12 protein-coding genes are annotated in these 14960 nt (G+C 56.6%); 10 read left to right on the top strand and 2 right to left on the bottom strand.

Features of this window, described 5'->3' with window-relative positions; all coding sequences use genetic code 11:
* Positions 1–186: 186 nt before the first annotated feature.
* Positions 187–2070, bottom strand: a complete 1884-nt coding sequence (locus FJ695_RS03070) for a nucleoside-diphosphate sugar epimerase/dehydratase (RefSeq protein WP_141184068.1) — start codon at positions 2068–2070, stop codon at positions 187–189.
* 226 nt (positions 2071–2296) lie between these two features.
* On the opposite strand from FJ695_RS03070, the gene FJ695_RS03065 reads away from it, so the two are divergent.
* Together FJ695_RS03065 and FJ695_RS03060 are read left to right on the top strand one after the other, a co-directional pair.
* Positions 2297–3466, top strand: a complete 1170-nt coding sequence (locus tag FJ695_RS03065; protein WP_168206243.1) for an O-antigen ligase — start codon at positions 2297–2299, stop codon at positions 3464–3466.
* A gap of 78 nt (positions 3467–3544) precedes the next feature.
* Positions 3545–4747, top strand: coding sequence for a hybrid nucleoside-diphosphate sugar epimerase/sugar transferase (locus tag FJ695_RS03060; RefSeq protein ID WP_141184066.1), 1203 nt, complete (start codon positions 3545–3547; stop codon positions 4745–4747).
* A gap of 70 nt (positions 4748–4817) precedes the next feature.
* On the opposite strand, the gene FJ695_RS03055 is transcribed toward FJ695_RS03060, so the two are convergent.
* On the bottom strand, positions 4818–5501 hold the full coding sequence (locus FJ695_RS03055; RefSeq protein WP_141184065.1) for an imm11 family protein: 684 nt from the start codon (positions 5499–5501) through the stop codon (positions 4818–4820).
* Positions 5502–5979: 478 nt separating this feature from the next.
* On the opposite strand from FJ695_RS03055, the gene FJ695_RS03050 reads away from it, so the two are divergent.
* The 8 genes from FJ695_RS03050 (at position 5980) to FJ695_RS03015 (ending at position 14910) form a co-directional block, all read left to right on the top strand.
* A complete protein-coding gene (locus FJ695_RS03050) occupies positions 5980–8301 on the top strand; it encodes a bifunctional salicylyl-CoA 5-hydroxylase/oxidoreductase (RefSeq protein WP_141184064.1) in 2322 nt (773 codons plus the stop codon).
* Positions 8298–9041 (top strand): SDR family NAD(P)-dependent oxidoreductase, encoded by a 744-nt coding sequence (locus FJ695_RS03045; RefSeq protein WP_141184063.1) that lies wholly within the window; start codon positions 8298–8300, stop codon positions 9039–9041. Before FJ695_RS03050 ends, FJ695_RS03045 begins: the two co-directional genes overlap by 4 nt.
* The gene (locus FJ695_RS03040) at positions 9041–9532 is read left to right on the top strand and encodes a MarR family winged helix-turn-helix transcriptional regulator (RefSeq protein ID WP_141184062.1); all 492 of its coding nucleotides are present in this window, start codon (positions 9041–9043) and stop codon (positions 9530–9532) included. Before FJ695_RS03045 ends, FJ695_RS03040 begins: the two co-directional genes overlap by 1 nt.
* Positions 9529–10329 (top strand): enoyl-CoA hydratase family protein, encoded by an 801-nt coding sequence (locus tag FJ695_RS03035; RefSeq protein WP_141184061.1) that lies wholly within the window; start codon positions 9529–9531, stop codon positions 10327–10329. The genes FJ695_RS03040 and FJ695_RS03035 overlap by 4 nt, the downstream gene beginning before the upstream one ends.
* Positions 10329–11501 (top strand): acyl-CoA dehydrogenase family protein, encoded by a 1173-nt coding sequence (locus FJ695_RS03030; RefSeq protein WP_141184060.1) that lies wholly within the window; start codon positions 10329–10331, stop codon positions 11499–11501. Before FJ695_RS03035 ends, FJ695_RS03030 begins: the two co-directional genes overlap by 1 nt.
* 25 nt (positions 11502–11526) lie before the next feature.
* Positions 11527–11979: a cupin domain-containing protein gene (locus FJ695_RS03025; protein ID WP_141184059.1), complete on the top strand. Its 453-nt coding sequence runs from the start codon at positions 11527–11529 to the stop codon at positions 11977–11979.
* A gap of 30 nt (positions 11980–12009) precedes the next feature.
* The gene (locus FJ695_RS03020; protein WP_141184058.1) at positions 12010–13641 is read left to right on the top strand and encodes an AMP-binding protein; all 1632 of its coding nucleotides are present in this window, start codon (positions 12010–12012) and stop codon (positions 13639–13641) included.
* A gap of 132 nt (positions 13642–13773) precedes the next feature.
* Entirely contained in the window at positions 13774–14910 is a 1137-nt protein-coding gene (locus FJ695_RS03015; RefSeq protein WP_141184057.1) for an ABC transporter substrate-binding protein, read from the top strand.
* Positions 14911–14960: the final 50 nt, after the last annotated feature.

Here is a 14960-nt window from a genome sequence, read left to right as displayed (position 1 = left end):
CGTCATCAGACAGACGATACCTTAGGCATCTGGCCTTCGGGCCAGATGCCTAATGGGTTTTTTGTTGGCTATCTTAATTTTTCGACAAGCGCCCGTATGTGCCCAAGCTCTCAAAGAGCGCGTCGTTTCCTGCTTCCGAATACCCTGCTTACACAAATGAACAGCGAACGCGCTTTCGCCGCGTGTCTAAGCCTGTTTCTTTTCAAGCTTTTCGTTGGTCAGTGTCGGCACGATTTCCGACAGATGGGCAATGCTGAGCGGAACGTTGCCGGATGCCGTTGAAGCTTGCAGGTCCGTGACGAGATGGCCAATCCGCTCCAGTTCCATCAGGTTCGCGGTGGCCACGATCACTCCGTCGGCGCCTGAGGGCAGGTTTTCCTCATCGCTTTCAAACAGTTCTTCGAACATTTTCTCGCCCGGGCGCAAACCGGTAAAGGATAGTTCGATGTCCTTCTCCGGACGCAAACCAGCAAGCGAAATCAGGATCTTGGCAAGGTCCGTGATTTTCACCGGGTCGCCCATGTCCAAAACATAAATCCGGCCGCGCTGATTGGAATTGTCGACGCTGAAGGCGGCCGCTTGCAGAACCAGTTCGGAAGCCTCCGGAATGGTCATGAAATAACGGCGCATATCCGGGTGGGTGATGGTCACCGGGCCGCCGGCCTCAATCTGTTGTCGGAACAGCGGGATCACTGAGCCATTGGACCCCAAAACATTGCCAAACCGTACGGTGATGAACCGGGTGTCTGTACCTGAGACATCGAGCGCCTGGCAGTAAGCTTCGGCCGCTCGTTTGGTCGCGCCCATGATGGAGGTAGGTTTAACCGCCTTGTCGCTGGAAATCAGCACAAACCCTTCCGCCCCAGCGGCAACGGCCGCGTCCGCCACATTGCGGGTGCCGATGAGGTTTGTCTGAATGGCTTCGAGCGGATTGTCTTCGACCAGCGGAACGTGTTTGAGCGCGGCTGCATGAAAGATGATCGCTGGTTGCTCGAACTGAACCACCTCATGGATGCGGGCGCGGTCACGGACATCGGCTATTACAGCGCGGCGGTGCAACCCCGGAGCCCGCCGCTCAACCTCCTGGTCGATTTTGTAAAGCGCAAATTCGGAGTTTTCGATGAGCACCAGACGAGACGGATTATATTTCAGGATCTGGCGCACCACCTCCGATCCGATGCTGCCGCCCGCTCCGGTTACCAAAATGGTGCGGCCATTGATGAGATCGCTCATCCGGCTGGTATCCAGTTTGACCGGCGGTCGGCCGAGTAGATCGTCAATCGTGAGTTCGGAAAAATCCGGTTCGCTGAGGTCCAGTGGCCGGGGCGTTGCCCGTTTCACTGGAATGCCTAATTCCGCTGCTGACTGAGTGAGCGATTTCGTAAAATCCGCCGGCGGGCGGGGTGTGACCGACAAAATCGCTTCAACGGCTGCACCGGAGCGTTCCAGCCTTTTTGCCAGGTCTGCGAGTTCGTTAACATTGCCGAGGATCGGGATCCCGCGGATGCTGTGGCCGCTCTTGGAAGCATTCGGGCACACCAATGCATGCACCTTATAAAGGCCGGATCGTTCCAAGTGGTGCGTTCGAATGGCCTGTTCGGCGTCGCGCACGTGTCCGGCCAGCAGCACGTGCTTGATGCCTTCTGCCGGTTTTCCGATGCCGCCGAGCCGCCCCAGACCACCGTCCTTATGGGCCCGGTAGGCAAGGCGCGGGGCGCCGATCAAGACCACCATGATGAACCAGGTGATCACCGGAACGGATCTCGGCAAAGCTTCTAGCCGGGTCACCAAAAACAGGCAGAGGACAAAGATGACAATGCTGGCCAATGACGCGATGACAATCGCGCGCAAATCCGCTAGGGACGCGAACCGCCAAAGGCCGCGGCCAAGGCCCATGAACTTGAAGACAATCGCGGAGATAACAACAAAAATGGCGATCCAGGCCGCGATCGTTTGTGACGGCGGCAGATAGTCAATTCCATAGCGGGCGACGATCGCCATGAACAATGCCAAGCCGGACATGAAAGCGTCATGAATGATTGCGATCAGTCTTTTGTTCAGAAACTTCATACCGCCTGCGTGCGATTGACTGGTGAATGGATATGCGTCGGCTAACACCATACGGCAAAGAATGCAATTTGCCTTGGTGTAATCGGCTTATTTTGCTAATCAAGAGTGGCTTTCCGGTTGGCCGGATTATTAGGCGTGATCGGGCCGCGGGCCCTGATACTATTTTGAAACCGGATATATGAATTTCGACAGATATTTAGTCCAAAACAGTGTTGCCGCGTTAATCATGGCGACCCCGTTCTTGATGGTCTTGTCACGGAATATTGCCTCGCCTGTCTTTGTTGCAGTCACAGTGTTGCTGGTTGCTTGTGCGTGGAAAGACAAAGGTTGGGACATACTCTGGCAATCATTGGTGAGAATTGCCACGAGCAAGGCAGCGGTGATCTGTTTTTTGCTGGTTCTCTGTATGGTTGCGAGCATTCTTTGGACCACCTCGGTTCAAAGGGGCATTGATTCAACGCTCCATTTATCTGGAAACTTGCTGCTGTTTGCACTTTCCTTGTCGGCATTTGCGGTCCTGGAACCGTCGCGCCGTCTCAATAGAGTGGTTTTGCCCGCTGTCTTGATTGCGACCGCAGGTTTTGTTGTGTCAGAAATCTATTTCCAGGCGCCTATCAGAGGTCTTTTGGGCGGAGCCAGCGAAGCCTTCCGGATGAACCGGGCCGCGGTTGCAATCGTGTTATTCTTGCCGTTGGCGCTAGTTTGCCTGAAATCCGGCCAGGCCGCTGTGATGCGCGCTGCTTCGGTCTTGGTGGTCGGAGTTGCGGCTTTTTCCTCTGAAAGTGAATCCGCGCAGCTGGCGTTTATGGTGACGCTGGTTTCCTTCCCTATCTTCTGGCTGTTGAAACGCAATGGCACGTGGGTTCTGGGCAGCCTGGTCCTTGCAAGCTTCGTTTTGATGCCGCTTATGGTGCCGCATGTGATGTCCTTGGTGCCGGATGCCATCGAACAACATTTGCCGTATGGGTCTGTCGGTATCCGGGCCGATATCTGGACGGCTCACGCGAGCTTGTTGCACAACGCTCCGCTATTGGGGCACGGCGTCGACGCCAGTTTGATGGCGGCAGAGGACTACAAACACACAGACATACCTGAGCTCTTTCTCCGCTGGGGCCATCCGCATAATTTTGCGATGCAGGTCTGGTACGAGCTTGGCGCGCTTGGCGTGGCGCTCATCGCAGCGCTGATCTTCCTGTTTTTCCGCGGCTTAAAAACGGTTCCCGTCAGAGTATTGCCGGCGTTGCTCAGCACCATAACCGCGGTTTGGACTGTGGCTGTGGTCAGTCATGGCGCCTGGCAAGCCTGGTGGTGGTGCCTGCTCGGTCTGTTGAGTCTGCTTTGGCTGATTGAGTTAAAAAGCAGGCAGGAAACCGTAGAGGCTACAGGCGAAAGCTGATAGTCAGCAGCTGATTTTGAGATTGAACGCCGTGCCTGAAACCTTCGGTAAAGTGCAAGCGGCTGGAAAGGCAGTGGTTTGAAACTTGTCCTCACTGGGGCGTCCGGATTTGTCGGGCGTCAGCTTATCAAGCGGTTGACGGAAGCCGGTCACCAGGTGTTGGCCATCGGCCGTAAGGCTCCGGCCCGTGGTTCTGAAAACACAAAGGTGCAGTGGGCCACTTATGAGGATCTTCCAGCTAGTGCCGGTGGATATGACCGGGTTTTGCATTTGGCGGCGGTGAACACGACTTCGGAGGAAAGCAGAGAAACCTTTTTCAAGGTCAATGCGGAGCTGCCGGTGAAACTGGCTGAAGAGGCCAAGACGGCGGGTATTCCCCTGTTCATCAATTTTTCCAGCTTTCATGCGCTGGACGGGGGTCCGGATACGGCCTATGCGGCGAGCAAGCGGGCCGGAGCTGAGGCGCTGGCAGCTCGAGACGGGATCAACGTCTGCAATCTTTATCTGCCAGCCGTATATGGAGATTCCTATGCCGGCAAGCTGGCGGTTTTAAACCGGGTGCCTGCGTTTTTGCGGCCGCTTTTTTTCAAAGTCCTGTCCGCTCTGGCCCCTACGGTCCACACCGACCGGATTGCGAGTTTTGTCACACAGGACCAGGAGAACCTGCCAGAGGACGAGCCGGTCTTGCTGGCCGATGACCAGGATAAGAACGGCCTTTACCGCTTTGGCCGCAAGCTGATCGATGTTGGTTTTGCGCTTGCGGTGATCCTGGTTTTCTGGTGGCTGCTGTTGATCGTCTGGATGCTGGTTAAAACCGGGTCGGACGGTCCCGGGATCTTTGCGCAGGAGCGGGTCGGCAAGGGCGGCAAGGTCTTCACGTGTTATAAATTCCGCACCATGGGCAAGGACACGCGCCAGGCAGGAACCCACGAGATTTCCGAAAGCGCAGTGACGCCGATCGGCGCATTTTTGCGCAAGACCAAGATCGATGAACTGCCCCAGGTTTGGAACATCTTGAAAGGCGAACTCAGCCTGGTTGGCCCGCGTCCGTGCTTGCCGGTTCAGGAAGAGCTGGTGGAGGAGCGCAAAAAACGCGGAGTTCTGGATGTTCTTCCTGGGATCACCGGCTTTGCCCAGATCCAGGGCATCGACATGAGCCATCCGGTGCGCCTGGCCCGCAAGGATGCCGAGTACATCGCCCGCCGTGGGCTGCTGTTTGATCTGAAGATCATTCTGGGCACCTTCATCGGCAAAGGCCAGGGCGACCGGACCGCAAAGTAAGCAGGGCGGCGGAGTGGTCTAGAGAGCCTGCTGGGAGAATGATCAAAAGGTATCCCGCTTAGGCCTACCGCTACACGTAGTTTTTCAAAAACCGGGATACTCGGCCCTCGGTTGGCAGGCCGTTCTGTTTTACCCAGTCAAGGATCGGTTGGATGTTGTCTTCAGGGCGCCAGGCGACATCGATCGCCTCCAAAGACTTTTCCTTGAAGTATTTGATCTTGGCGCGTTTCAGATCGTCAAAGAGTGCATCCGAAACATAGATGCCATCAGTTTCAAGGAGGCCGCCGCACCAGACATGATGTCCGGCAATCGCCTGAGCGCTGAGGACTTCCTTGTCCCAATGATCTATGCGCGGAAAAGGATCATAGGGCTCAACTCGCCGTTGGCTCCAGCGCACCTCGGAGTGTTCAACAAGCACTGCATCTACACAAACCGTACAATTGAAGATGTAATAGTTGGTCGGTACACGGTTGCCCGCTTTGTCGAACAATTCTACCGGAAAAAACTGATGAACCCCCGGTTCGTATGACTCGACAATTTCCTTGAACCGTTCGCTGACCGCATTGACGCCGGGCAGAGGAAAGACGTCGTGGATCTTCTTCTTTTTCTGTTGCCGGGCAACCGTTGCAAAACGATCGGCATTTAACGGATAGCCAACACTCAGACCAATAAGCGCCATATTCTTCGGTTCTGAAACGAACTCGAACATGGGCGTGGTATGTTCTTGGTACTCAAGCGATAGATGAACGGGCATACAGAAATCCAAAAAAATTGTCTTTCGTCCTATAAATGCCGGAGGTTGTGGAAGTGTGAACTGCGTGTGAATCCAGTCAAAGCGGTCAATGTCGATGGGCAAAGGCGGGCGCTGTATTTAAGCCTATTGGCGCAGGTGCTTCTGCTACCGGTGGACGATGCCCATAGAGGGCGAAGGATTCCTCACCGTCGTCCCCGCCTCTGTGCGGGGATCCACTCTCATGTCCGCTTGCTGCAGGCTTAGCGTGTTTATTCTCAGTTTTCGAAAATATTTAGATCCCCGCAGGGGGCGGGGATGACCGCATGGGTTGTGGTACGGCCTCTATCCACAGACGTGTATATCCATGCTTACGCCCATCTCACCGCATGTTGCGCTGCGATATATTTTAAATATAAAATTTCATACTTGAAATATCTGAAAAACAGGCGCAGGATCATCATCACACGTTTTGGGAAAGATCAGATCCGGGGAGGATATCGTGCGCATCGTATGTCTTGGAGGCGGGCCAGCCGGTCTATACTTCGCCATTTCGATGAAGCTGCGGGACAGCTCTCACGAGATCACAGTGATCGAACGCAACAAGGCGGACGACACCTTTGGCTGGGGTGTCGTGCTGTCTGATGAAACTCTCGACAACCTGGCGGTCAACGATCCGGTCAGCGCGGAGAAAATTCGCGCGCATTTTGCTTATTGGGACGATATTGCGCTGCATGTCGGCAGTGACAAGCAGCTCTCCAGCGGACACGGGTTCTGCGGCATTGGCCGCAAGCAACTGCTCCTCTTGCTCCAGGAGCGTGCCCGCGAACTCGACATTGAACTGAAATTCGAAACCGAAGTCGGTAGCGCCGAGGACTACCGTAAGGACTATGATCTGGTTGTTGCGGCCGACGGCCTTAACTCTAAGACCCGCACGCTTTTCGCCGACACCTTCAAGCCGGACATTGATGTGCGCAGGTGTCACTTCGTCTGGCTCGGCACCCATCAAACCTTCTCCGACGCCTTCACCTTTATCTTCGAAAAGACCGAACACGGCTGGGTCTGGGCCCACGCCTATCAGTTCGATGATGATACGGCGACATTCATTGTTGAATGCATGCCGGACACCTTTGAGGCGTTCGGTTTTGGTGAGATGAACCAGCAGGAAAGCATTAAGACCTGCGAGGAGATTTTCAAGGATCATCTGGATGGCCACAGCCTGATGACCAATGCCAACCACGTGCGCGGATCTGCCTGGATCCAGTTCCCGCGTGTGCTCTGTGAGAAGTGGTCGCACGAAAATGTTGTGCTGATGGGCGATGCGGCGGCCACAGCCCATTTCTCCATCGGGTCAGGTTCGAAATTGGCAATGGAATCGGCCATATCGCTGGCCGACCTCGTTGAAAACGAGCCGGATCTGGCCTCGGCCTTCGCGAAGTACGAAGACCAGCGCCGCCTGGAAGTGCTGCGCTTGCAATCGGCGGCGCGCAATTCGCTCGAGTGGTTCGAAAATGTCGAACGTTATCTCCATCTCGACCCGGTTCAGTTGAACTATTCGCTGCTGACCCGCTCACAGCGGATCAGCCACGAAAACCTGCGTGAGCGCGATCCGAAATGGCTGGAAGCCGCGGAAAGCTGGTTTATGGACCAGGCCCGCAAGGGTGCAAACCTGCCGGTGGCGAACAATGAAAACACACCGCCGCGTGCACCAATGTTTGCGCCTTTCAAGCTGCGCGGCATGGAGCTGAAAAGCCGGATCGTGGTCTCGCCGATGGCGCAATATAAAGCCGTCGACGGCTGTCCGACCGACTGGCATTTTTCTCATTACGGCGAGCGTGCCAAAGGTGGCGCCGGTCTGGTCTATGTCGAAATGACCTGCGTCAGCCCGGAAGGCCGGATCACGCCGGGCTGTCCGGGGCTCTATGCACCGGAACATGAAGCCGCTTGGCGGCGATTGACCGGTTTCGTCCATGAGCACACCGACGCCAAGATCGCCTGCCAGATCGGCCATTCCGGCCGCAAGGGGTCGACCAATCTCGGCTGGGAAGGCATGGACTTGCCGCTGGAGAGCGGTAACTGGGATCTTGTGTCCGCCTCCGCGATTGCCTGGTCATCACGCAACGCGACACCGCGCGAAATTACCCGCGCCGAAATGGATGAGATCCGCGATCAATTCGTGGCGTCTGCTCAAATGGCAGATCGTGCCGGCTTCGACATGATCGAACTGCATGCCGCTCATGGCTATCTTCTGTCCTCCTTCATCTCGCCGGTCTCCAACGTGCGGACAGACGAATATGGCGGCAGCCTGGAAAACCGCATGCGCTATCCGCTGGAAGTCTTGAAAGCCATGCGCGCTGTTTGGCCAGAGGACAAACCGATGTCGGTGCGCATTTCCGCCAACGACTGGATTGGTGACGACGGGGTCACACCGGACGAAGCCATCGAGATCGCCCGTATGTTCTCGGACGCCGGGGCAGATCTGATCGATGTGTCCGCAGGTCAAACAACCGTTGATGCCAAACCGGTCTACGGCCGCATGTTCCAGACGCCGTTCTCCGACCGCATCCGCAACGAAGCTGGTCTGACCACCATGGCTGTCGGTAACATCTTTGAAGCCGATCACGCCAACTCGATTCTGATGGCGGGCCGGGCCGATCTGGTGGCTGTTGGGCGTCCGCATCTCACCAATCCCTATTGGACGCTGCATGAAGGCGCCAAGATTGGTGACCGGGCCGCGCCGGATTGGCCATTGCCTTATCTCGCGGGCCGCGATCAGCTTTGGCGGCTGGCTGACAAGAACGCCGAGACGGTGGGTAAAGTATGAGCTTGCGGGCCAAACATGTTGTTGTGACCGGCGGTGGCTCCGGGGCTGGCGCCGAGATCGCGCATGGTTTCGTCAAGGCCGGGGCGAAAGTCACCATCATGGGCCGGAATGCGGAAAAGCTCGAAGCGCAAAATCTGCCCTATCAGGTCTGTGATGTGTCGGACCCTGCAGCCATCTTCGCGGCCTTTGACGCGGCCCGCCAAGAACAAGGCCCGATCTCGGTTGTCATTGCCAATGCGGGCGCAACGGAAAGTGTGCCGTTTTCCAAGATGACGCCGAAAGCGTTCAACGCAAACTTGGCCGTCAATCTGACTGGCGTTGCCTTTTCCTTTCAGGCGGCTTTGAACGATATGAAATCTGCCGGCTGGGGCCGAATGATCGCGATTGCCTCAACGGCGGGCCTCAAAGGGTATCCCTATGTCACCGGTTATTGCGCCGCCAAACATGGTGTTGTCGGTCTGACAAAGTCCTTGTCGGTGGAGCTGGCCCGCACCGGCATCACGGTCAATGCAATCTGCCCAGGATTTCTGGAAACGCCGATGCTGAACCGCTCCATAGAAAACATCATGGCAAAGACGGGTATGGACCAGGAGACGGCCGCAGGGAAACTGCGGGAAATCAATCCGCAGAACCGCTTTGTTCAACCCCGCGAAGTTGCTGAGACTGCTCTCTGGCTTTGTTCGGATGGGGCAGTCAGCATTAACGGCCATGCGCTCAGCCTATCAGGGGGAGAAGTCTGATGGTTGAGACAGAAACTTCCCTGGAACCAATCTCCAAAACCCGGCTGCGGCTTTGGCTCCGACTGCTCAAGGCAACCTCAGGGATCGAAGCGGAAATCCGCCGCCGCCTGCGCGATGAATGTGACACGACCTTGCCGCGCTTCGACGTCCTATCTGCGTTATCGCGCTATCCAGACGGCCTGAAAATGAGTGAAATCTCAGTTTTGCTTAAAGTCTCGAATGGCAATGTAACCGGTATTGTTGAGCGCCTGGTGGATGATGGTCATGCCGAGCGGTTGGCCGTTCCCGGCGACAAACGTGCCAACCGGGTCAAGCTGACTTCTGAGGGCCACGCGATGTTTGCCGATTTGGCGGCCAAACACGAAAGCTGGATCGACGAGTTGATGAGCGGCCTCGACCGGCCGGCGATTGACGCTTGCAACGGCATTTTTGAGCAATTTGGTTCGTCAGTGGAAGCGGGCGCAACCTCTAACAAGGCAATGAGCAAATGACCGACGCCCCGAAACACTTCAATCTGACCGTCGAAGGCGGCATTGCCCGGGTGTCCTTGAACAGGCCAGAACGGAAAAACCCGCTCACGTTTGACAGCTACGCTGAGCTGCGTGACTGGTTCCGGGACCTTGTCTACAACGACGAAATTCATGCTGTGGTGTTCCTGCCCAACGGCGGTAATTTCTCCTCCGGCGGCGACGTTCATGACATCATCGGCCCGCTCACCAAAATGACGATGAAAGAGCTGCTCGCCTTTACCCGGATGACGGGAGATCTGGTGAAAGCCATCATCAATTGCGGCAAACCGGTGATCGCAGCGATTGACGGTGTCTGTGTCGGCGCCGGGGCAATCATTGCCATGGCGTCGGATCTGCGTATCGGTACGCCCGAAGCCAAGACCGCATTTCTATTCACCCGCGTTGGCCTTGCCGGTTGCGACATGGGCGCTTGCGCGATCCTGCCCAGGATCATCGGCCAGGGCCGGGCAGCGGAACTGCTTTATACTGGCCGCTCCATGAGCGCGGACGAAGGCGAGCGCTGGGGCTTCTTCAACCGTCTTGTCGCTGCCGATGCTTTGGAAACAGAAGCTGTCACTTTTGCCGAGCGGATCGTGGCCGGGCCGAATTTTGCGTACATGATGACCAAGACCATGCTCGCTCAGGAATGGTCCATGTCCATCGAACAGGCGATTGAGGCGGAAGCTCAGGCACAGGCGATCTGCATGCAGACCGGTGATTTCGAACGGGCCTACAACGCCTTCGTCAACAAGGAAAAACCGGTGTTTGAGGGCAACTGATGGCAGACAAAAGCTTTCTTTCCTGGCCGTTCCTCGATGACCGGCACCGCCAGATGGCAGAGGAGCTTGAGGCCTTTGCCGCCGATCTCCATGTTGATCATTCCGACACCGATCAGGCCTGCCGGTCTCTGGTGAAGGAGCTGGGTAAAGCCGGGTGGCTGCAGCCGACCGCATCTGAAAACGGCGCACCGCTGGATGTCCGGACTCTGTGCCTGTCACGAGAGATCCTGGCGCGTCATGACGGGCTGGCCGACTTCGCCTTTGCCATGCAGGGGCTCGGCACAGGTGCTCTATCCTTGTTCGGTACGCCGGAACAAAAAGCGGCCTGGTTGCCGAAGACAAGGTCCGGAGAAGCGATTTCCGCCTTTGCCTTGACCGAGCCTCAATCGGGATCAGATGTCGCCAACTCGACTATGACCGCGACGGACGACGGCGACAGTTATGTTCTGAACGGCGAGAAAACCTGGATTTCCAACGGTGGCATTGCCGATATCTATACGCTGTTCGCCCGCACGGGCGAGGCGCCGGGCGCCAAGGGCCTATCTGCTTTTGTCGTTACACCGGACCTTCCTGGTTTTGAGGTCGCTGAACGGCTTGACACCATTGCTCCGCATCCGCTCGCGACTCTGCGCTTCACTGATTGCCGGGTGAAAAAATCGGACCTTATCGGCAAGCCCGGCGAAGGCTTCAAGATCGCCATGTCTGTGCTCGATATCTTCCGCTCCACGGTTGCCGCTGCGGCTCTCGGATTTGCCCGCAGGGCGTTGGATGAGGCGCTTGAGCGGGTCACCACGCGCCAGATCCAGGGCGCGCCTTTGGCCGATCTTCAGATGGTGCAGGGACATTTGGCCGATATGGCGCTGGACGTGGATGCTGCCGCCCTGCTGATTTACCGCGCGGCTTGGGCCAAGGACAGCGGCGCTCCGCGGGTTACCCGCGAAGCGGCTATGGCCAAGCTTTTTGCCACCGAACAGGCACAGCAGGTGATCGACAAGGCCGTTCAGCTACACGGGGGTGACGGCGTGCGCTCAGGCGAGGCTGTTGAAAAGCTCTACCGCGAGATCCGCGCGCTACGCATTTATGAGGGCGCCACGGACGTCCAGAAAATCGTCATCGCGCGTCAGACGCTTGGTGCCTTTGCTGCCGCTGGCGCGAACCAGGGAATTTCATAAGCAAATTCAACAGGGAGGGATGAGCATGTCTAAAGAACTGGAAGGTGGCATCACGCCAAACGGTGAAGGGTTTGACGGTGTTAAGCTGAATATCCTCGGACAAACCTATTATCCGAAAGCCTGGTGCGAAACGACGTTTGCTTTTGAGACGAATTCCGAGCCCGGCCAATTTGTTCCGGTGCACATCCATCCGACACAGGACGAGTTCATTCTGGTGCAAGAAGGTGAGTTGGACCTGAAACTTGATGGCAATTGGGTGAAGGCAAAGGCTGGCGACCTCGTCCGTATGCCCAAGGGCATTCCGCATGGATATTTCAACAAGTCGGACAAACCTTGCCGAGCGCTTTTCTGGGTGTCCCCAGCCGGCAAACTCAAGGAACTTTTTGACGAATTGCATGACATGACCGACGTCGAAGCCGTGGTTCGTGTTTCTGCAGAACATGATGTGGACTTCCTGCCGCCGGAAGCCAACGACTAAGGCGCTTCGCGCCGGATAAGGAGACCGACCATGGCTAGCGGACTATCGCCCTCGGCCCATGTCGATACATTTGCCCGCGACAATCTTCCACCAGAAGACCAATGGCCGGATTTTCTGCTGGAGGGGTTCGACTATCCCGAGCATATCAACGTCGGCGTGGAACTCACCGACAAGATGGTTGAGAAAGGTTTTGGCGACCATACGGCCCTAATTGGTAATGGCCGCCGCCGGACCTACAAGGAACTCTCCGACTGGACCAACCGCCTGGCGCATGCGCTGGTCGAAGACTTGGGCGTCAAACCGGGCAATCGGGTGCTGATCCGGTCGGCCAATAATCCGGCAATGGTCGCCTGCTGGTTGGCGGCGACCAAGGCCGGTGCTGTCGTGGTCAACACCATGCCCATGTTGCGGGCCGGTGAACTGGGCAAGATCGTCGATAAGGCGGAAATCGAATTCGCGCTGTGCGACACCCGGTTGATGGATGAGATGGTCGCCTGTGCCAAGACCTCATCGTACCTGAAGAAGGTTATTGGCTTTGATGGCACGTCCAATCACGATGCTGAACTGGACCGTCTCGCGCTGACCAAGTCCGTATTGTTTGAGTCCGTCCAAACGGGCCGGGACGATGTTGCCCTGCTTGGTTTCACCTCTGGCTCCACCGGTTCGCCCAAGGCGACCATGCACTTTCACCGGGATATTCTGATTATCGCCGATGGTTATGCCAAGGAAGTGCTGGGCGTGACGCCAGACGATGTCTTTGTCGGCTCGCCGCCGCTTGCCTTTACCTTTGGGCTTGGTGGATTGGCAGTGTTCCCGCTGCGGTTTGGTGCGGCGGCGACCTTGCTGGAAAACGCGTCGCCGCCCAATATGATTGAGATCATTCAGACCTATAAGGCGACGGTTTGCTTCACAGCGCCAACCGCCTATCGGGTGATGTTGCAGGCGATGGAAGAAGGGGCGGATCTGTCCTCCTTGCGGGCTGCTGTCTCAGCCGGTGAAACCTTGCCGTCGCCTGTTTATGATGCCTGGATTGAAAAAACCGGCAAACCGATGCTCGACGGCATTGGTGCTACCGAGATGCTGCATATCTTCGTCTCTAACCGGTTTGATGACCACAAACCGGCCTGTACCGGCAAACCGGTCTCGGGCTATGAGGTCAAGATCGTTGGTCAGGACGGAAAACCGGTGGCGCCGGGAGATGTTGGACGTCTGGCCGTGCGTGGCCCGACCGGATGCCGGTATCTCGCAGACGAACGGCAAAAGGACTATGTCGTCGATGGCTGGAACATCACGGGCGACAGTTTTTCCATGAGCGAAGACGGCCATCTGCATTTTGCCGCGCGCAACGACGATATGATCATTTCCTCCGGTTACAACATCGCCGGTCCGGAGGTGGAAGCGGCCCTTCTGTCCCACGAAAGTGTTCTGGAATGCGCCGTCATCGGTGTGCCAAACCCCGAGCGCGGGTCGATCGTTCAAGCGCATATCGTGTTGGTTGAAGGCACAGAACCATCGGACTCGCTGGTCAAGGTCTTGCAGGATCATGTGAAGGCAGTGATCGCGCCGTTCAAATATCCACGGTCGATCATCTTCGCGGAAACCTTGCCAAAAACCGCGACTGGCAAAGTGCAGCGGTTCCGGCTTCGGGACGATCTCAACTAACCAGATAAATACTTCTGCAAGTGGGCCCTGCAGAAGACGGACAAGCATGGCCCATCGGTTATAGGCGGAAAAACAAGGCGCCATACCCGGACGGAATTGGGAACAGCAGATCAGTAGTTTAGGAGGACCGATATGAAACAGATTTTGCTCGCGGCCGTTGCCGCGCTGGCACTTGGCGCAGCGCCGCTCGCAGCCGAACCGGTAAAAGTTGGCATGATCACTACTTTGTCCGGCGGTGGTGCCGGCCTTGGCATTGATGTGCGTGACGGCTTCATGCTGGCGGTCAAACAGTCCGGCAACGATAATCTGGAAGTGGTCATCGAGGATGATCAGCGCAAACCGGACATCGCTGTTCAGCTTGCCGACAAACTGGTGCAGTCCGAGAAGGTTGATGTCCTGACCGGCATCATCTGGTCGAACCTTGCTATGGCCGTGATCCCATCTGTAACAGCTCAGGGTAAGTTCTACCTGTCGCCGAACGCTGGCCCATCCATACTGGCGGGTAAGGGCTGTCACCCAAACTATTTCAACGTCGCCTGGCAGAATGACAACCTGCATGAAGCAGCCGGTGCCTTTGCCAATGTCGAAGGCTACAAGAACAGCTTCATTCTCGCACCGAACTATCCGGCCGGGAAAGACGCGCTCACTGGTTACAAACGCCTCTATAAAGGGGACCTTGCTGGCGAGATCTACACCAAGCTAGGCCAGACGGATTATGCCGCTGAGCTGGCACAAATCCGGGCTTCCGGCGCAGACAGCGTCTATTTCTTCCTGCCTGGCGGCATGGGAATTTCCTTCCTGAAGCAATATGCAGGCAGCGGGATTGATCTGCCGGTTGTCGGTCCGGCTTTCTCGTTTGATCAGGGCATTCTGCAGGCCGTTGGCGACGCGGCGCTTGGCGTGCGCAACACCAGCCAGTGGTCCAAGGACATCAACACACCGGTCAACAATGCCTTTGTAGAGAGCTTCCAGGCAGAATACGGCCGTTTGCCGTCGCTCTATGCCTCACAAGGCTTTGACACGGCTAACCTGCTCCTGTCCGCCATCGCAAAAGCCGATGTGAAGGATGCAGACGCGTTCCGGGCCGCTCTTCAGGACGCCGATTTCAAAAGCACACGTGGTGAATTCAAATTCGGTCCCAACAACCATCCGATTCAGGATATCTACGTACGGGAAGTCATCAAAGAGGGTGATGTCTTCACCAACAAGATCATCGGCAAGGCTCTGAACAGCCATTCAGACGCTTATTGGTCCGACTGTAATATGTAAGGTGTTGTTTGGCCTCGGTTCTAGAACCGGGGTCAGCTTTCGGGTGGGAT

Origin of the sequence: Labrenzia sp. PHM005 (genome assembly GCF_006517275.1) — a bacterium.
Taxonomy (GTDB): domain Bacteria; phylum Pseudomonadota; class Alphaproteobacteria; order Rhizobiales; family Stappiaceae; genus Roseibium.
This window is presented reverse-complemented; position numbering and strand designations above follow the sequence as displayed.

Coding starts and splice junctions, on each gene's coding strand:
- FJ695_RS03065 (WP_168206243.1), top strand. CDS start 2,297: ATGGCGACCCCGTTCTTGATGGTCTTGTCACGGAATATTGCCTCGCCT.
- FJ695_RS03055 (WP_141184065.1), bottom strand. CDS start 5,501: ATGCCCGTTCATCTATCGCTTGAGTACCAAGAACATACCACGCCCATG.
- FJ695_RS03040 (WP_141184062.1), top strand. CDS start 9,041: ATGGTTGAGACAGAAACTTCCCTGGAACCAATCTCCAAAACCCGGCTG.
- FJ695_RS03015 (WP_141184057.1), top strand. CDS start 13,774: ATGAAACAGATTTTGCTCGCGGCCGTTGCCGCGCTGGCACTTGGCGCA.
- FJ695_RS03025 (WP_141184059.1), top strand. CDS start 11,527: ATGTCTAAAGAACTGGAAGGTGGCATCACGCCAAACGGTGAAGGGTTT.
- FJ695_RS03070 (WP_141184068.1), bottom strand. CDS start 2,070: ATGAAGTTTCTGAACAAAAGACTGATCGCAATCATTCATGACGCTTTC.
- FJ695_RS03030 (WP_141184060.1), top strand. CDS start 10,329: ATGGCAGACAAAAGCTTTCTTTCCTGGCCGTTCCTCGATGACCGGCAC.
- FJ695_RS03045 (WP_141184063.1), top strand. CDS start 8,298: ATGAGCTTGCGGGCCAAACATGTTGTTGTGACCGGCGGTGGCTCCGGG.
- FJ695_RS03035 (WP_141184061.1), top strand. CDS start 9,529: ATGACCGACGCCCCGAAACACTTCAATCTGACCGTCGAAGGCGGCATT.
- FJ695_RS03020 (WP_141184058.1), top strand. CDS start 12,010: ATGGCTAGCGGACTATCGCCCTCGGCCCATGTCGATACATTTGCCCGC.